Origin of the sequence: Leclercia sp. W17 (genome assembly GCF_003336325.1) — a bacterium.
GTDB lineage: Bacteria > Pseudomonadota > Gammaproteobacteria > Enterobacterales > Enterobacteriaceae > Enterobacter.
In genome coordinates this window covers 35,048-50,115 of sequence record NZ_CP031102.1, presented here as the reverse complement: position 1 = coordinate 50,115, position 15,068 = coordinate 35,048, and the positions used below count along the sequence as shown (strand labels likewise).

Below are 15,068 nucleotides of genomic sequence, written 5' to 3'. Positions count from 1 at the left end.
AAATCCGCGTGATTTTGATTTAATATAATTTCGCTAAATGGTTGCGCTGTAGTTATTTTAAAGTTCTAATAATATCAGTGATGCAGCATATACCGTGGTTCAGGAAAATATATGTTTATTGAAAAAAGCGACTCATTCCTTGAATTATCCTCAGAAGTTATTTTTCCTGAGGCGGCTAATGCTGCCATTTTGAAACATGATAAATGGGCGGATGTTTGGGAGACCCTGACAACCGATGCCGATCTGAACTATACCGATGAAAAGGAGACTGTGAGTCTTTCTTCTCTGGTCATGTCAGCCACATCTGCTATTTATCAGGCTATTACGGACGGCTGGACAATGTGCGTGGGATACAGTGGCGGCAAAGACTCCCATTCTCTTCTGCACCTGTTTCTGATGGCATTGATCAGGGCAGTACGTAACGGCACAAATATCAGCGAACATCATTTCATTCAGATGTCCGATACGCTGATCGAAAACCCTGAGATGCACTATCAGGCTTCACAGGTTCTCAACCAGCTCAGAATGTTCATTGCTGAACACCAGCTACCGGTCACAGTCCTTGTCGCCCGACCGTCTCTTACGCAGAGCTGGGTCGGCCGCATTCTGACTGGGCGCGGACTTCCGACCTGGACTAATTCTTCTACCCGACAGTGCTCAACCGACTACAAAATCGCGCCCCTGCGCCAGGCCAAAGCTCGTTACCTGAAAAACGCCCCGGCATCCGTTCGAAGCAGGGTATGCCTGATGCTGGGCTCCAGGGATGATGAAAGTGCCCGAAGGGCCGGAAATATCCTCAAAATGGGAGGGCAGGCGAGGAAAGTAACCCTGACTGAGCACGGTGGTGAACTCTATCCGGTAAAGGAGTGGCGCACTCAGGACATCTGGTCTTTTCTGATGGCCTGTGGTTCCGAATCACGCTTCCCTTTACCAAGCTTTATGCCGGATAACTTCAGCCTGGCAACGCTTTATAAAGACGCCACCGGGGAGTGTATCTGGTCGCCGGAGAAACCCACTCGAACATCAGCTTGTGGGGCTCGATATGGGTGCTCGCTTACTCTTGTTTTTATGTATTTAGAGTTAAACTCTACTTTTCTATTTTTAGAATTCAAGCTATTCATCGTAATTGAGAGATATCCTTTTAATGTTCAGCAAGCCTGTTAAAAGCACTTTATCTGAACCGCGTTTTGCCTAAATCCTGCTCAATATATACTCTCCCTGAGTTCTGAAATCCTCAAATTCCCCAATCTTAAAGCATTGATACATAGATGATGTCAGATAATGCGCAATCATCTCACCGCCAATATGGATCCGTTCCGGGTGTGAGTATGTCGCCTGTATAGCCCTTTGTTCATTCATCATTACAGGAATTGTCTGCAACAAATCCCCATCCAGGATTTGGCACTCAGGTTTTACTCCTGTTCCGTATTGTAATTGCTCTGATTCGAAATCATGGACTGAGCGATAGGCGAACGAAACGATATTTCCTGTTTCCTCGCAAATTGCGAACTGATAAACACTGGTTGTCACCGTTGAAGAAGAGGGAATTGCATGGTCATGCTTGTATTGTTTCCACAGCCTCCTTAGACAGGCCGATGTATGATAATTGAGATTTTGTATACCTGATACGACCATTCTGGTTGATGCTTCAAGCAACCAGGTGTTAGAAAATCCACCTGCCCCCGTACCTGCTATGATGGTTCTTAGCTGGGGGATGTAACCTGCTTTGGAAACAAAAGATAACGGCTCCCCATTATCGGTGACGGCAAGGGTATCTGTTACAATCAGTGCTTGTGCTTCGTCTGTATAAAATATCAGTGATGACATATTTTCCTCATCCAGAAAAGACATTACATGAATCACAGAACAGGTCACTACAACCACGTGAAAGGGAGTCAGACCATTTTCCAGAGGTAAATATATTCTTGTGTTTGGACGCGTTGCGGTTCTCTGTAAAAAATATATAGCACAAACAAAAGTCCCCGCAGGGATAAATATAGTTATATGCGCTTTTTCTGCTGGCTTTTACAATTGAAAGTGACAGGTAAACGAAATGTGTTACAGGTTTCTTTTGCTTTTCGTTGGGTTCTGTATATGCGAATTTACCCTGTGTGTTATTTTTGCAATGGACTCAGGCTGTATTCAATCAATTAAGGTTTACTTCTGGCATTAAGATGTATCCGTTGCCTGTTTTTTAAGGGCACGGTTTGTGCCGGGAAATGAAAATCACATCTTAAGTTCTTCACTCAAAGGATTTGTGATGTTTATCACGTATGGTCCGGGTAACGTGTTGAGGTCAATGTATTGCATCGTGATGGTGTCGTTACATCTTTTACTTTCCTCCTGATTTGCATATTCACTCCCGGCAACCTGGTTGTTTGTTTTTTCTTCTTCCGGATTTATAGTGTAGGCATGAGGTGGCGTTTCAGGGCGACAGACTGTGAGGATAATCACTAACATTCATGCGCGTTATGGGCGTGTCAGCAAACTGGATGCAACAGAGCCGAAACTGAAATTTGAACCCGGATTTCTGTATGCTGAAATACCTTATATTAGCGGCATCCAGAATCGAAAACTGAGCCGATATGTACACTTTTATCTTATGGATAAAGCTATCCTGCAGGCCAGGGATTTAAAGCCTTTAGCCCGGGCATTTTTACGCTGGATAAGGTGGCTGGAGGATAACGGACTTGACCCTTTCACCCCGGGAACGTTGAAATACCAAAGCCCTACATATGGCTTCAGGGAGTATCTTCTGGGGGCCGTAAGGCAGGGGCGCATCGCCTCATCCACCGCGGCGGTGTACATCAGCGTTATCCGACGGTTTTACGTATTTCTGGGCAAGTGTGGTGAGCTGGCTGCCAGCTCATTTTTTACGTTGGTCGAAAAAGTCGTTGACGGGCGACGCAAGGTGATAAGTTCGGATCTTGCCATCAGGATAACCAGCACAACAAAAAGGACAATCAACCCACTGAATGATGCAGAGGTTCATATCCTGGATGAGGCACTGAAATCTGAGTCCGGGTTGTTCAGTTTAATGATTGTGCTGATGAAAAATTGTGGGTTACGGCTGGATGAAATGCTGACCCTGCCGTCGTCACTCTTTACTGAAGAGTACCTTGCCAGTGTCCCTGTATCTGAGTTGACCATCAGGGGGCTTCATATTGGTCCGAGATGCGGAGTTCATACGAAGTTTGGGATGACGCGAGAACTCTTCATCACCAGACGATTGTACGAGCAGGTTCTGGATTATCTGGCGGATGAGGAGTATGAAAAGAAGATCCAAAAATGGCGTGCACGACAGGGTGGGGAAGGGCGGCACGAGCCTTTATTTTTAATGGCAAACGGGAAACGGATGTCTGAAAAAGCCTTTTACTCCCGCTGGTACAGTTTTCGCCATCGCCTGGCCCGGTCTGCTCCGGGAAATGTGTTCAGACATAAACCCCATGATTTGCGGGCAACGTTTGCGACCCATTTTTTACGCTCGGCACTGAGTTGCTATCCCGATCAGGCCGCAAATGCGCTGGGTACAGTAAAATACTGGATGGGCCATAAAAGCGAAAATACGACGATGAAATACATCGTCTTTCTTCAGCAAAACCAGATTTCTGATGCAGTCGCCGGGGTCATGGACGCATTGATTGACGGTGCTGCAGGTCGCGATGGAGCCATATATGAGCCGGAGTGAAACGCAGATAACGTGGATGGGGCTTTGTTGAATAAATCGAACTTTTGCTGAGTTGAAGGATCAGATCACGCATCTTCCCGACAACGCAGACCGTTCCGTGGCAAAGCAAAAGTTCAAAATCACCAACTGGCCCACCTACAATAAAGCCCTCATCAACCGTGGCTCCATAACTTTCTGGCTGGATGATGAAGCTATTCAGGCCTGGTATGAGTCGGCAGCGCCTTCTTCACGAGGCAGACCTCAGCGCTATTCTGACCTTGCCATCACGACTGTGCTGGTCATTAAACGCGTATTCAGGCTGACCCTGCGCGCTGCGCAGGGCTTTATTGATTCCATTTTTTCTCTGATGAACGTTCCGCTACGCTGCCCGGATTACAGCTGTGTCAGCAGGCGGGCAAAGTCGGTTAATGTCAGTTTCAAAACGCCCACCCGGGGTGAAATCGCACACCTGGTAATTGATTCCACCGGGCTGAAGGTCTTCGGTGAAGGCGAGTGGAAAGTCAAAAAGCATGGCCAGGAACGCCGCCGTATCTGGCGTAAGCTGCATCTCGCCGTTGACAGTAAAACACATGAAATCATCTGCGCTGACCTGTCGCTGAACAACGTTACGGACTCAGAGGCCTTCCCCGGGTTAATCCGGCAAACCCACCGGAAAATCAGGTCAGCCGCCGCCGATGGCGCTTACGATACCCGGCTATGTCACGATGAACTGCGGCATAAGAAAATCAGCGCGCTTATCCCTCCCCGAAAAGGTGCGGGTTACTGGCCCGGTGAATATGCAGACCGTAACCGTGCAGTGGCTAATCAGCGAATGACCGGGAGTAATGCGCGGTGGAAATGGACAACAGATTACAACCGTCGCTCGATAGCGGAAACGGCGATGTACCGGGTAAAACAGCTGTTCGGGGGTTCACTGACGCTGCGTGACTACGATGGTCAGGTTGCGGAGGCTATGGCCCTGGTACGAGCGCTGAACAAAATGACGAAAGCAGGTATGCCTGAAAGCGTGCGTATTGCCTGAAAACACAACCCGCTACGGGGAGACTTACCCGAAATCTGATTTATTCAACAAAGCCCGTGGATGGCCGAAAATGTGCTGTCATGGGAGACGGTCAGCGGACACATCACTCAGCGGGATCTGAACCGATATTATTTACTTGACGTTTATCTTCAGGCTCATTTTTCAGATTATGTGTTGCTCCCCGGATGGTTTAGTGAACATTCGCATCTTGCCCGCCCTGAAAAACGCGATTTTATTGCCTCTCTGAAACGATTTCTTCTGTCTTACCGTCCCGCCGGAAGGTTAACCATTTTCCGTTATCTCAATATGTTTTTTATATGGCAGTCAGTCAATCAGTATGACTATGGCACGGCTGAAGGCGTTGAAATGTATATTAAACATCTCATGAACGATATTCGTCGGCGAAAAATTTCAGTCAGGATGGCAAGACACTACTTGTCCGTGGTCAACCGGTTTTTGCTTACGGGCGGGCAGATTCAGAGGCGGTATGAATATGAATTCTTACCGAAAGGAACGTATCAGCAGCAGGGAAGGGATAGCTATACCAGGAATGAACTTTCCGAGATCCTGAGGCAGTTGTCATCCATGAATGAGTTCCTTGCGGGATGTATCCGGGAGCATATCGCTAAATCGGAAAAAGGGGTGCGGCATTTCTCACCGTCTTTGCTGGCACCTGTTTATGAAGCGTATTTCCGGTATCCGGGAGAGAACGGGGTCAGCAGGGCAGAGATCATCATCAGGGACGTTCTGGAAAATTACTTTCTTACTTCTTTTTTTCTGTTCTGTTACCACACATGGGGAAACACCTCTCAGGTTCTGGGTCTGACGCGGGATGATATACATCTGGATGAAAAGGGTATCAGCACTGATTATGTTTATAAGGGGAGAGCGAATAAGTATATACGTCTGACGATAGGTAAATCGGAGTATGTGACCAAACGTGCGGGCTATTACTGGTTTCTGTCTTTTATCAGGCTCAGGGACGACATCGTTAACTATCTGGTTTCCGCAGATAACTTCCCTCCGGTACAGGCGCTGTTTCTGAGTGAGCCGCAGGTGAAATTCCGTAAGCTTTATTCTCTTAATCCCAGTCATCTGACTAAATTTTCTAACTCTGAGGGGGCGTGGGCCACGATGCGGCAGCTTAATCCCTCGCTTCCATCAATTACCGTTTCTGGCTTGCGCAAAACGTCTGAGCAGTATACGGACAGAACATTAAAGAATGGTCTGATTACGGCGGAAAAAGCACAGCATAACTGGGGCACTTACAGGCGGAATTATGCTGCAGGTAACCCACAGGGGGCGAAGGAAAACTTCAGTGCTGCACTTGATACGCTTATGAATCAGGGGATTGCGACACGTGCGTTATCCGAGCGGGTAAAAGTTGCTGATGAGCTGGGGATCGATCTGCGTGGAAGCGATGAGGGTGTGGATCTTTTATTGAATGGCCTGGGATGTCGATCGCAGGAGCCGCCTACAGATATTGAATTGCGCTTTATAAAAAAGCAAAAACGATTTGGCCGGACACCAAAGGCTTGTGCGGATTTTTCTCATTGTGTCGAATGTTCAAAAAGTTGCGTTGTGGAAACGCTGGAGTCTGTATGGCTCCTGCTGTCATTCAGGCATGCTATCGAGTATGGAAAACCGTTGTACATCGGTTCGGTCAATGCTGTGGAGCGTTATGAAACGTTACTCCTGAAGATTGATTTACGGCTTGGGCTGGTAGATGAGGCGATCCTGAAAAAAGCGCGCGTTAAACTTCAGCGAGAAGGTGTGGCTCCGGTATGGCAGATTTGAAGAAAAAAGAGGTAAGCCGTAGTCGAATGGCGGAGTTTCCTGCCGGAACGCCGCTTCGTTCAGGGGATGAGTTTCCGACTGAGGATATCATCTGTGAGGCACTAGAAAACAAAAGCTTTGAACGTCTGAATAACTGCCTGGTTATCGCCAGCTCAGATGAACATGATATGCGTTTTATCAATGAGGAGACGCTGAATATTTATTTCAGGGATGATGTCTGGACCAATCGCTATGTCAGAACCCATATTGGTGAAACGTTAAGAACCGTTAATTTTTCAGGCATACGGGATCCTGAACTGCGTCTTGAAGCCAAAATCATCTCAGCCAGCCTGCTCTGGATTGTCGGCAGGACCGCGAAGACGCAGTCCCTGATCCGGAAATGTGCAAACATTGTGGCGGGAGCCCGTATTATTGAGTCTATGGGGTATCGCAGTCTGTTTCAGCTTCGTTTTCCGCTTGTCCGGAATGCTTTCATTGTAAAGATGAAGGAGGAGGATGAGCACGGCAGGAAGCGTTCTGAAAGAACATTACGTAATTACTTTATGGACCTGGCGGATATCTCGCTGACAGGTCATACCCGTCTTCGAAAATACGGTTACTTTCCTGATATTAGCTTCGACAGTTACAACAGTGTGGATGATTCAAACCAGACATATTGTATGCCTTTCAGTCTTATGATGTCTGTCTGGGAAGGGCTGATTACTGAACTGGATGCTGAAATCAGTGATTTCGATTTTGACGGGTTTTCCCGGCTGTGCGCTATCATAAACGGTTTTTATGATTCGCCTTACTATACGTCGATGCTGGAAGCCCGTAAAAGAGGGACAGCAAAAAGCATACCGGATTACCGGGCCGCGTATTACTACAATATTGTTGCCGGGGAAATTCGGGCGCTTTTCGCGACACTTGGCCCCGGGATGCAGGGCTGGTTCTCGGTACATAAAAATAAGCGCTGGAGATCTGATTTTATTGGCGTTGATCACATAAAGCTGAACACCTGGCATTTTGAGCTGACGTTAAAAGTCATGAATGTGATACAGGCCATGTCGGGGATGAGACACAGCGAAGTGCTTGGCGTGATGCACGGTTCACTGATTTATGATGGTGATATCCTGGGACTTCGTTCGGTGTTGCATAAGTTCGCCCCGGAAGGTGGAAGTCACGAAGACTGGGTTGTTTGTCGCTATGTGGAAAAGCCTTTTCAGCATTTACGCAGAATTAATCAAATCATGACAGGCCTGGACGGGAAGACGCTGGACAATGTTCCATTGTCTTTAAATATCAGGTCGTGGTTCTCGGAGCAAAAACTCTCTTTTATGGGGACGCAGCGCCAGACTGAGTGGGCAAAGAAATTTGTGAAAAGACACCATCTGTTCATCCGACGTGACCATATTGATGAGTTCAGGCTTTTAAATCCAAACATACGTGATGATGAACGCGTTGCGATGGAGATTCGGGAGGGGGCTTTCTGGCCATTGCGAACCCATCAGTTTCGCCGTTCACTTGCTGTACACCTCAGGCGTCTTGATCTGATTTCTACTAATGATCTTATCCGGCAGTTTAAGCACTTAATCAGAGGCATGACGGAGTGGTATATGTCCGGTGCACTCAACGCTTCGCATTTTAGCCGGGCGATCCCTCAGGCATTCGCTGCCGAGATTGAGAGGGTTGATACCGAACTCTCAGCTTCCAGGGCTGTTTCTTATCAGCATGAAGGCCTGCTTTATGGCGAAGGCGGGAAGTTACTGATGTCCCAGAGAGGTGGGCACTTACATCAGATGACGTTTCCTACACTGAAAAAAGCGATGAGCATGGCTAAACGAGGCGGGCAAAAACTGGTATCTCTTGGAAACGGTTTTTATTGCATGAATGGCCATGACTGCGAGTTTAAGGCGGTTGTTCAGTCAGCGTCCTGCAATCCGGGATGTGAGAACATGCTGGCCGGAGCTGATTCTGTTCCCGTGTGGAAACGCAGGATGGCTCATTATGACAACCTTCTGGAGATTGCCGTGCGAAATAATGCTCCTCAGGCTGACAGGGATTTTCTGATGCTTGAGAGAGATTTTTATGCAGATGCTGTCCGTTTTTTTGAAAAGGATGAATAGAGCATGACGAACGAACAGTCGGGGGTTAAAAAAACACAGGCAAGAGCAGAGCAGGCCCTGAGGGAACTGATGTTATCAGGGGAGCGTATCAGCCAGTATGCTGTGGAAAAACGAGCGGGGCTGGCAAACGGCACCCTGAATTATAACTGTCCTGAGTACAGGCAGGTCAGGGAGGCTATCCGCAGTCTGAAAAAAACGTGCCAGGGCACCGCGCCGGTTGATGAGCAGGGCATTGAGCAGCAGATCAAGCTGAAAGAAAAGTATCGCCGTCAGAGAAATGAGCTGAGGGAAGAAATCAAAAAGATGATGGCTGAAAATGTAGAGCTGTTACATAACCTTATACTTTTACAGCAGTATGTCAGGGAGCTTGAACGCAACACCGGGAGGGAGAAAGGGGACGTCATTCCGTTCTCGGGTGGTGTCAGGGACTGAGGCTATACTGAACGGAAGGACGCGAGGTGAATCGCCACAGGTTTAACAGACACCTCAGAGTCATTTAAGATGACTTAAAGAGAGGTGCCCATGAGCGGTAAGCGTTATCCTGAAGAGTTTAAAATTGAAGCAGTCAAACAGGTTGTTGATCGCGGTTATTCTGTTGCCAGCGTTGCAACGCGTCTCGATATCACCACCCACAGCCTTTACGCCTGGATAAAGAACTACGGTCCGGATTCTTCCACTAATAAAGAACAGTCAGATGCTCAGGCCGAGATCCGCCGTCTTCAGAAAGAGCTGAAGCGGGTTACCGACGAACGGGACATATTAAAAAAAGCCGCGGCGTACTTCGCAAAGCTGTCCGACTGAGGTACGCCTTTATTCGTGACAACACCTATTGCTGGCCTGTTCGCCTGCTCTGTCGGGTGCTGGATGAACATCCCAGTGGTTTTTACGCCTGGCTTCAGCAGCCGCATTCACAACGCCATCAGGCAGACCTGAGACTGACAGGACAGATTAAACAGTTCTGGCTGGAATCGGGATGCGTCTATGGTTATCGCAAAATCCATCTGGATCTGCGGGACAGCGGGCAACAGTGCGGAGTGAACAGAGTCTGGCGACTGATGAAACGTGTCGGGATAAAGGCTCAGGTCGGATACCGGAGCCCGAGGGCATGTAAAGGCGAGGCCAGTATCGTGTCGCCCAACAAGCTCCAGCGACAGTTCAATCCGGATGCTCCGGATGAGCGTTGGGTAATCACAGCGTGGTTTCCTCAAACCCTCGCTGTGAATTAACTGAAATACTTCATTGAAGCTGTAACCAAACAGTTAACTGAAAGAATGAGCCCGCAGAGCATTGCACAGCGATGACACCATTTGTTGAGCTTCACCGTTTTCGCATACAACCGTCCGGAATTTGGAAAAGCACTGTCTTTTTGTACTGACCGATCATGATTAAGTGACACCTCTTCGAAAAAGAGAGCGCGATGAGCGATTAATATATGGCTCGAAAGACAATTATGTTGGGCTTTTATGACCGCTGTCAGAGGTATTATCTTACCCGGACGGCAACAGGGTCGGAATGTCATCAGCGGCACTGTAACAAGCTATCCGCCATCTTAAATATCTGCAGGTCCTTGCACCGAGTATGCACACCAACCGACAGAGTGATTTGACCCAAACTGGTGGATATTTTGCAAAACTATTAGCCTCTTATGACCGGTCTGCAGCCTGATATTGAGGAATTAGTGCGCTTTCATGGAATGCCTGCCGGGATCGCAAGTACGAACCCCCGGTACTGTTACACTGAATGTGCTCAGTCCTGTATCAGATTGTATTTTTCAGCAACTCAAGAACAACCCTTATTTTATCATTGTCACGTTTGTAGTACGTCCAGGGACCGATGCGCTGAGAAGTAACAAGTTGTGCCCGTTGAAGAGCTGAGAGGTAAAGAGAAACGGTAGACTGTGAGAGCCCGACCTTTTCCTGAATGATACTGACACACACACCGAACTCGTCCGCATCAGCATAAGGCTGATGGAAGTGTATTTTCGGTTCCTTGAGCATATGCAGAATTTTTCTTCTAACAGGGTTTCCCAGCGCCTTAATCACGTCATTCAAATCAATATCAGGCATAAACTCTGTCACTTGTCGCATTGAGGAATTGCAATGTTACGATACTTCTCTACGTTAAGCATCAGCTTTTGAAAAGCTGATGCTCATAAGAATGGTTAGCCAAAGGCGGGATAATCTGTGTAGCCTTTTGCCGTTCCACCATACATGGTTGTTGGATCGACCGGATTCAGTGGCCATTCATGATAAAGGCGCTGCGGTAAATCCGGATTAGCTATGAACGGGCGGCCAAATCCGATAATGTCTCCCCAGCCAGCACCGATAATCCGTTCGGCTTTTTCTTGCGTATATCGCCCGGCATACATAATTACACCGCTGAATAACTTACGGACTTCAGCTCTGAATGCTTCAGGCAATTCGGGAGCATCATCCCAGTCGGCTTCAGCAAGAGAAATATAGGCTATTCCGATTTCTTCAAGAATTTTAACGGCTTCGGTATAGGTTTCATGGGGATCATCTTCCACCAGGCCAAGATAGACCCTTACTTCATCCGTGGTCTGAAAGAGCGGAGCAAAACGGACTCCCACACGGTCTTTACCGACCACATCAGCGACAGCCTGCGTCACTTCGCGCAGAAACCGCAGCCGGTTATGTAATGAGCCACCATATTCATCCTCTCTTTTGTTGCTATGGGATGACATGAACTGGTTAACCAGGTATCCATTTGCACAGTGAATTTCCACACCGTCAAAACCGGCATCAAGGGCGTTCTGAGCTGCCCCGGCGTACATCCTGACAATCTCACTAATTTCCTCTTTTTCCAGTGCGCGGGGGCAGGAAGCGGTAGCCAGCGCACCCTCTCCCGGCCCGGTTTCGATGAATACCTTAACGTTTTCCCCTGCCGGTATCGCCGACGGAGCGACAGGCGAGGCGTTACATGGCTGCAGGGAGTTATGGGATACTCTTCCGACATGCCAGAGCTGGGCAAAAATGATGCCTTCTTTTTCATGCACTGCCCGCGTCACTTTCTTCCAGCCTTCCACTTGCCGTGAGCTGTAGATCCCCGGGGTCCACGCATAACCCTGCCCACGAGGTTCGATTTGTGTTCCTTCGGTCACCATAAACCCGGCACTGCTGCGCTGTGCGTAATATTCAGCCATCAGTTCGTTCGGAATATCACCCGGTTGTGAGCTCCGTGAGCGGGTTAAAGGCGGAAGTACAACACGATTCTTCAGGGTGTAGGGACCTAGTCTGGTGGGAGAGAACAGGTTTTTCGTCTTCATTACATATCCTGATATAGCGAATTTTCAATATCACTGAAACGCCATGTCTCAGCATTTACGACCTGGCATGTCGTCGTTCGGCCGATGTAGCCGCAGAACCACGACACTTTATTCCACATATTGAGATTTACCAATATCTAGATTTATAAAAATTATGATCGGATGAGCGGAACGGGGGGGTTGCCTGATGGCTCACAGAATCGGCATCATGAACCTAAATGGTTCTGATAATGTTATCGGAGATCCTGAACGGGAACGGTATGCGTCACGATTTTAATGACTATGTTGCATTCATGGCAGTAGCACAGGAGTGCAGTTTTTCACGGGCTGCTGTCCGCCTCGGGATCTCGGCATCCACGCTTTCACACACGATACGTCGTCTCGAGGAGCGCGTTGGCATGCCGTTACTTATGCGTACAACCAGGCGGGTGGCTGTCACCGAAGCCGGTAAACAATTATTACTGACGCTTGAACCCGGTCTTGCGCGCATTGAAGCGGGCGTGACAGCTCTTCAGAGACTGCGCCATACACCGGCTGGGCTGGTCAGACTTACGGTATCAGATCACATGATTCATGAATGTCTCTGGCCACGATTGTCACCGTTACTAAAAAAATATTCGGATATCAAGGTGGAAATGTCGCAGCAGAACGGTTTTGTCGACATTGTTGAGGGCAATTTTGATGCCGGAGTCCGAATTGGTGATGACATATTAAAGGATATGGTGGCCGTCCGAATCGCACCGGACATACGGTTTGTCGTCATTGGATCGTCCACCTATCTTGCAGAAAGAGGTCTGCCGCTACATCCCTCTCAGCTGGAAAAACATGACTGCATCAATATACGTCTGTCACCCACAGGCCCGCTGTATGGCTGGGAATTTGTCAGGCAGGGGGAGATTGTGAAAAAAGTGGACGGGCAGCTTACTTTTTCAAGCATTTATCCAATGCTTCAGGCAGTAAAAGATGGCTACGGCCTGGCCTACCTGCCGGAGTCTTCTGCCCTGGCGGGGATTGAGGCGGGACACTATTGTCGGGTGCTTGAGGACTGGTCAGAGGCTTTTCCCGCCGACATGATAATTCCAATAATGTCCATTACAGGCTCCGGTAAAGATAATACCGACACCTTACATGAGAAAGGCAAAAGCAATATAACCTGCTGTGCTCCGGATTTTAAGAATGAGCGGTTTACGTAGCAGGATGAGCAGTTCGAACCAGAAATTTCGTTACTATTGCTAAAGTAAAACCTGATGACCTCTAATCGTAACGGAGACCAATATGACTTCACAACTGAACTGGCAGGCCCCGGCTATCAATCGCAAAAAAGTAGGTGACATGACTGTGACCATGCTGAGTGATGGCTATCTGGACGTATCTTTTGAGCTGCTGTCTGGTATTGACGGCTCACGTGCCGAGGATTTACTGCAGAAGCGCGGTGTGCCAGCAGTACCCCGTATTAATATCAACGTCTACGTTATCCAGACGCCTGAGCGAACCATCCTGATTGACAGTGGTGCCGGAGGTATCAATGGCTGGGGCGGTCGGCTTCAGGTAGCCCTGGCCGCGGCAGGCATTGACCCGCTTCAGATTGATACCCTTCTCCTGACTCACGCGCATCCTGACCATATCGGCGGGCTTGCAGGCCCCCTGCAGACTCCCGTTTTCCGCAATGTTCAGCAGTTGTTTGTGCATGAGAAAGAACTCGCTTTCTGGCGTGATGAAACCATTTCCGCTGGCGCGCCTGACGCATTCAAGCCGTTCTTTGAAGTAGCAAGGAACGCCTTCAGCGCTTATGACGACAAACTGGTGCCATTCCGCGAGGAAGCGATTTTACCAGGTATTCAGACTGTACCGCTGTTCGGCCATACACCAGGACATACCGGTTATCTGCTGGGTGATGAAAAAGAGTCGCTGCTCATCTGGGGTGATATTGTTCACTTCCCGCACATTCAGGTTGCTCAGCCTGACGTTACTATCGCGTTCGACAGCGATCCTGCGGCGGCGGCGGCCATCCGTAGCAAAGTGCTTGACCGCGCAGCGAGCGATAACCTGGCTGTCAGTGGTATGCACTTCAACCTGCCTACTACCGGTAAGGTTATCCGTGAAGGTAACAGCTTCGCACTGAATTACGACCTGTGGTCACCCGCAGTCTGATCACCTTCCTTCCCGGTGCACACAATAGTGACCGGGAAGATCCCCTTTCATATCGCCCGACAAGAACCCACCTGCAATACTATGAATATCACTGCCTCACAAAAAAATGGCTCATTACTCTTGCGCCCTGGCTTTTTGTATTCCTCTGGAGTCAGGGTTTGTCGCAGCCAAATTTACCGTGCAGTACAGCGCGCCGTTTCATCTTTTATTCCTGCGTGGCGCATTTTCCTGTCTGGTCCTTCTGCTGCTTACACTGGGGTTCAGGGCCCGTTTTCCGTCCGGCAGAGGAATGGTTCGCAACCTGATTGTCGGACTTTTCCTGCAGAGCTTCTTTCTGGGCGGATGCTTTTATGCCATCCATCGTGGCATGCCGTCAGGCATTGTGGCGCTCATCACCGGCCTGCAGCCGGTACTGACTGCAATACTGGTTTCACTCATGCACCGTCAGTCCCTGCATCCCCGGAAATGGCTGGGTATTGCGATTGGCTTTGCGGGCGTTTTCCTGGTGCTCTCGCCAGGCCAGCATAGTTTTGCACTGGATCCTGTGGCTTTTGGGTCGGTCATGCTGGGGTTATTTGGCGTAACGATCGGAGCGCTTTATCAGCGCCGTGCTCAGGGAGATGGACATATCTTTGCGAACACGTTTTTACAGTACGTCACTTTGACAATATCGATGGGTGCAATTAGCCTGATGTTCGAATCTGCTCCGACGCAGTGGAGCTTATCATTTGCGCTGGGTCTGGGCTGGCTGGTTATTGGCGTATCGGTTCTGGCGATTATGTTGCTGATTTTTATGATACGAAGCGGTGAAGCAACCAAAGTCGCTACTTACTTTTACCTGGTTCCCATTCTCACGGCAGCTGAAGCGTGGTTGCTGTTTGGAGAGGCCATTACATTGCCCATGCTTGTGGGTATGGCAATAACTATAATCGGCCTGATTTTTGTCATCCGGGAATAGACAACCGCACGCGTCGCTGTATGCTTTTGTATATGGCGACGTATAATAGCGGTCAAAGTCAA

Annotated in this window: 12 protein-coding genes and 1 pseudogene; 10 read left to right on the top strand and 3 right to left on the bottom strand. The window is 48.7% G+C overall.

What is annotated here, in order from left to right; translation table 11 throughout:
- Positions 1-111 precede the first annotated feature (111 nt).
- Positions 112-1,164, top strand: a complete 1,053-nt coding sequence (locus DVA44_RS24065) for a phosphoadenosine phosphosulfate reductase family protein (RefSeq protein ID WP_012477420.1) — start codon at positions 112-114, stop codon at positions 1,162-1,164.
- A gap of 27 nt (positions 1,165-1,191) precedes the next feature.
- Here DVA44_RS24065 and DVA44_RS24060 read toward each other — a convergent pair whose 3' ends face one another.
- Positions 1,192-1,827 carry a hypothetical protein gene (locus DVA44_RS24060; RefSeq protein ID WP_023279901.1) on the bottom strand — a complete coding sequence of 212 codons (636 nt, stop codon included), beginning with the start codon at positions 1,825-1,827 and terminating at the stop codon, positions 1,192-1,194.
- Between the two features lie 613 nt (positions 1,828-2,440).
- Between DVA44_RS24060 and DVA44_RS24055 the strand changes: the two genes are divergently transcribed.
- From DVA44_RS24055 to DVA44_RS24030, 6 genes and pseudogenes are all read left to right on the top strand, one after another.
- On the top strand, positions 2,441-3,688 hold the full coding sequence (locus DVA44_RS24055) for a site-specific integrase (RefSeq protein WP_007897923.1): 1,248 nt from the start codon (positions 2,441-2,443) through the stop codon (positions 3,686-3,688).
- Between the two features lie 52 nt (positions 3,689-3,740).
- The gene (locus DVA44_RS24050; protein ID WP_072196614.1) at positions 3,741-4,709 is read left to right on the top strand and encodes an IS5-like element IS903B family transposase; all 969 of its coding nucleotides are present in this window, start codon (positions 3,741-3,743) and stop codon (positions 4,707-4,709) included.
- Between the two features lie 60 nt (positions 4,710-4,769).
- Positions 4,770-6,506 carry a hypothetical protein gene (locus tag DVA44_RS24045; protein ID WP_103786860.1) on the top strand — a complete coding sequence of 579 codons (1,737 nt, stop codon included), beginning with the start codon at positions 4,770-4,772 and terminating at the stop codon, positions 6,504-6,506.
- On the top strand, positions 6,494-8,611 hold the full coding sequence (locus DVA44_RS24040; protein WP_017384059.1) for a hypothetical protein: 2,118 nt from the start codon (positions 6,494-6,496) through the stop codon (positions 8,609-8,611). The genes DVA44_RS24045 and DVA44_RS24040 overlap by 13 nt, the downstream gene beginning before the upstream one ends.
- Before the next feature lie 3 nt (positions 8,612-8,614).
- Positions 8,615-9,043, top strand: a complete 429-nt coding sequence (locus DVA44_RS24035; RefSeq protein WP_017384060.1) for a hypothetical protein — start codon at positions 8,615-8,617, stop codon at positions 9,041-9,043.
- A gap of 90 nt (positions 9,044-9,133) precedes the next feature.
- A pseudogene (locus DVA44_RS24030) lies at positions 9,134-9,822 on the top strand (IS3 family transposase); the annotation flags it as partial.
- Between the two features lie 546 nt (positions 9,823-10,368).
- On the opposite strand, the gene DVA44_RS24025 reads toward DVA44_RS24030, so the two are convergent.
- Positions 10,369-10,677 carry a helix-turn-helix transcriptional regulator gene (locus DVA44_RS24025; RefSeq protein ID WP_032415288.1) on the bottom strand — a complete coding sequence of 103 codons (309 nt, stop codon included), beginning with the start codon at positions 10,675-10,677 and terminating at the stop codon, positions 10,369-10,371.
- Positions 10,678-10,772: 95 nt separating this feature from the next.
- Positions 10,773-11,897 carry an alkene reductase gene (locus DVA44_RS24020; protein WP_023279877.1) on the bottom strand — a complete coding sequence of 375 codons (1,125 nt, stop codon included), beginning with the start codon at positions 11,895-11,897 and terminating at the stop codon, positions 10,773-10,775.
- Between the two features lie 260 nt (positions 11,898-12,157).
- Here DVA44_RS24020 and DVA44_RS24015 point away from each other — a divergent pair, with 260 nt between their 5' ends.
- The 3 genes from DVA44_RS24015 to DVA44_RS24005 all read left to right on the top strand — a co-directional run bounded on the left by DVA44_RS24015 (position 12,158) and on the right by DVA44_RS24005 (position 15,006).
- The gene (locus tag DVA44_RS24015) at positions 12,158-13,090 is read left to right on the top strand and encodes a LysR family transcriptional regulator (protein WP_158002126.1); all 933 of its coding nucleotides are present in this window, start codon (positions 12,158-12,160) and stop codon (positions 13,088-13,090) included.
- An 82-nt stretch (positions 13,091-13,172) separates the two neighbouring features.
- Positions 13,173-14,048, top strand: coding sequence for an MBL fold metallo-hydrolase (locus DVA44_RS24010; RefSeq protein WP_017384065.1), 876 nt, complete (start codon positions 13,173-13,175; stop codon positions 14,046-14,048).
- Positions 14,049-14,226: 178 nt separating this feature from the next.
- Entirely contained in the window at positions 14,227-15,006 is a 780-nt protein-coding gene (locus tag DVA44_RS24005) for a DMT family transporter (RefSeq protein WP_048702732.1), read from the top strand.
- The last annotated feature ends 62 nt before the right edge of the window (positions 15,007-15,068 follow it).

What these genes read in the sequence shown, in the direction of transcription:
- DVA44_RS24010 (WP_017384065.1), top strand. Translation starts at nt 13,173, where the DNA reads ATGACTTCACAACTGAACTGGCAGGCCCCGGCTATCAATCGCAAAAAA.
- DVA44_RS24065 (WP_012477420.1), top strand. Translation starts at nt 112, where the DNA reads ATGTTTATTGAAAAAAGCGACTCATTCCTTGAATTATCCTCAGAAGTT.
- DVA44_RS24015 (WP_158002126.1), top strand. Translation starts at nt 12,158, where the DNA reads ATGCGTCACGATTTTAATGACTATGTTGCATTCATGGCAGTAGCACAG.
- DVA44_RS24040 (WP_017384059.1), top strand. Translation starts at nt 6,494, where the DNA reads ATGGCAGATTTGAAGAAAAAAGAGGTAAGCCGTAGTCGAATGGCGGAG.
- DVA44_RS24045 (WP_103786860.1), top strand. Translation starts at nt 4,770, where the DNA reads ATGGCCGAAAATGTGCTGTCATGGGAGACGGTCAGCGGACACATCACT.
- DVA44_RS24020 (WP_023279877.1), bottom strand. Translation starts at nt 11,897, where the DNA reads ATGAAGACGAAAAACCTGTTCTCTCCCACCAGACTAGGTCCCTACACC.
- DVA44_RS24035 (WP_017384060.1), top strand. Translation starts at nt 8,615, where the DNA reads ATGACGAACGAACAGTCGGGGGTTAAAAAAACACAGGCAAGAGCAGAG.
- DVA44_RS24060 (WP_023279901.1), bottom strand. Translation starts at nt 1,827, where the DNA reads ATGTCATCACTGATATTTTATACAGACGAAGCACAAGCACTGATTGTA.
- DVA44_RS24025 (WP_032415288.1), bottom strand. Translation starts at nt 10,677, where the DNA reads ATGCCTGATATTGATTTGAATGACGTGATTAAGGCGCTGGGAAACCCT.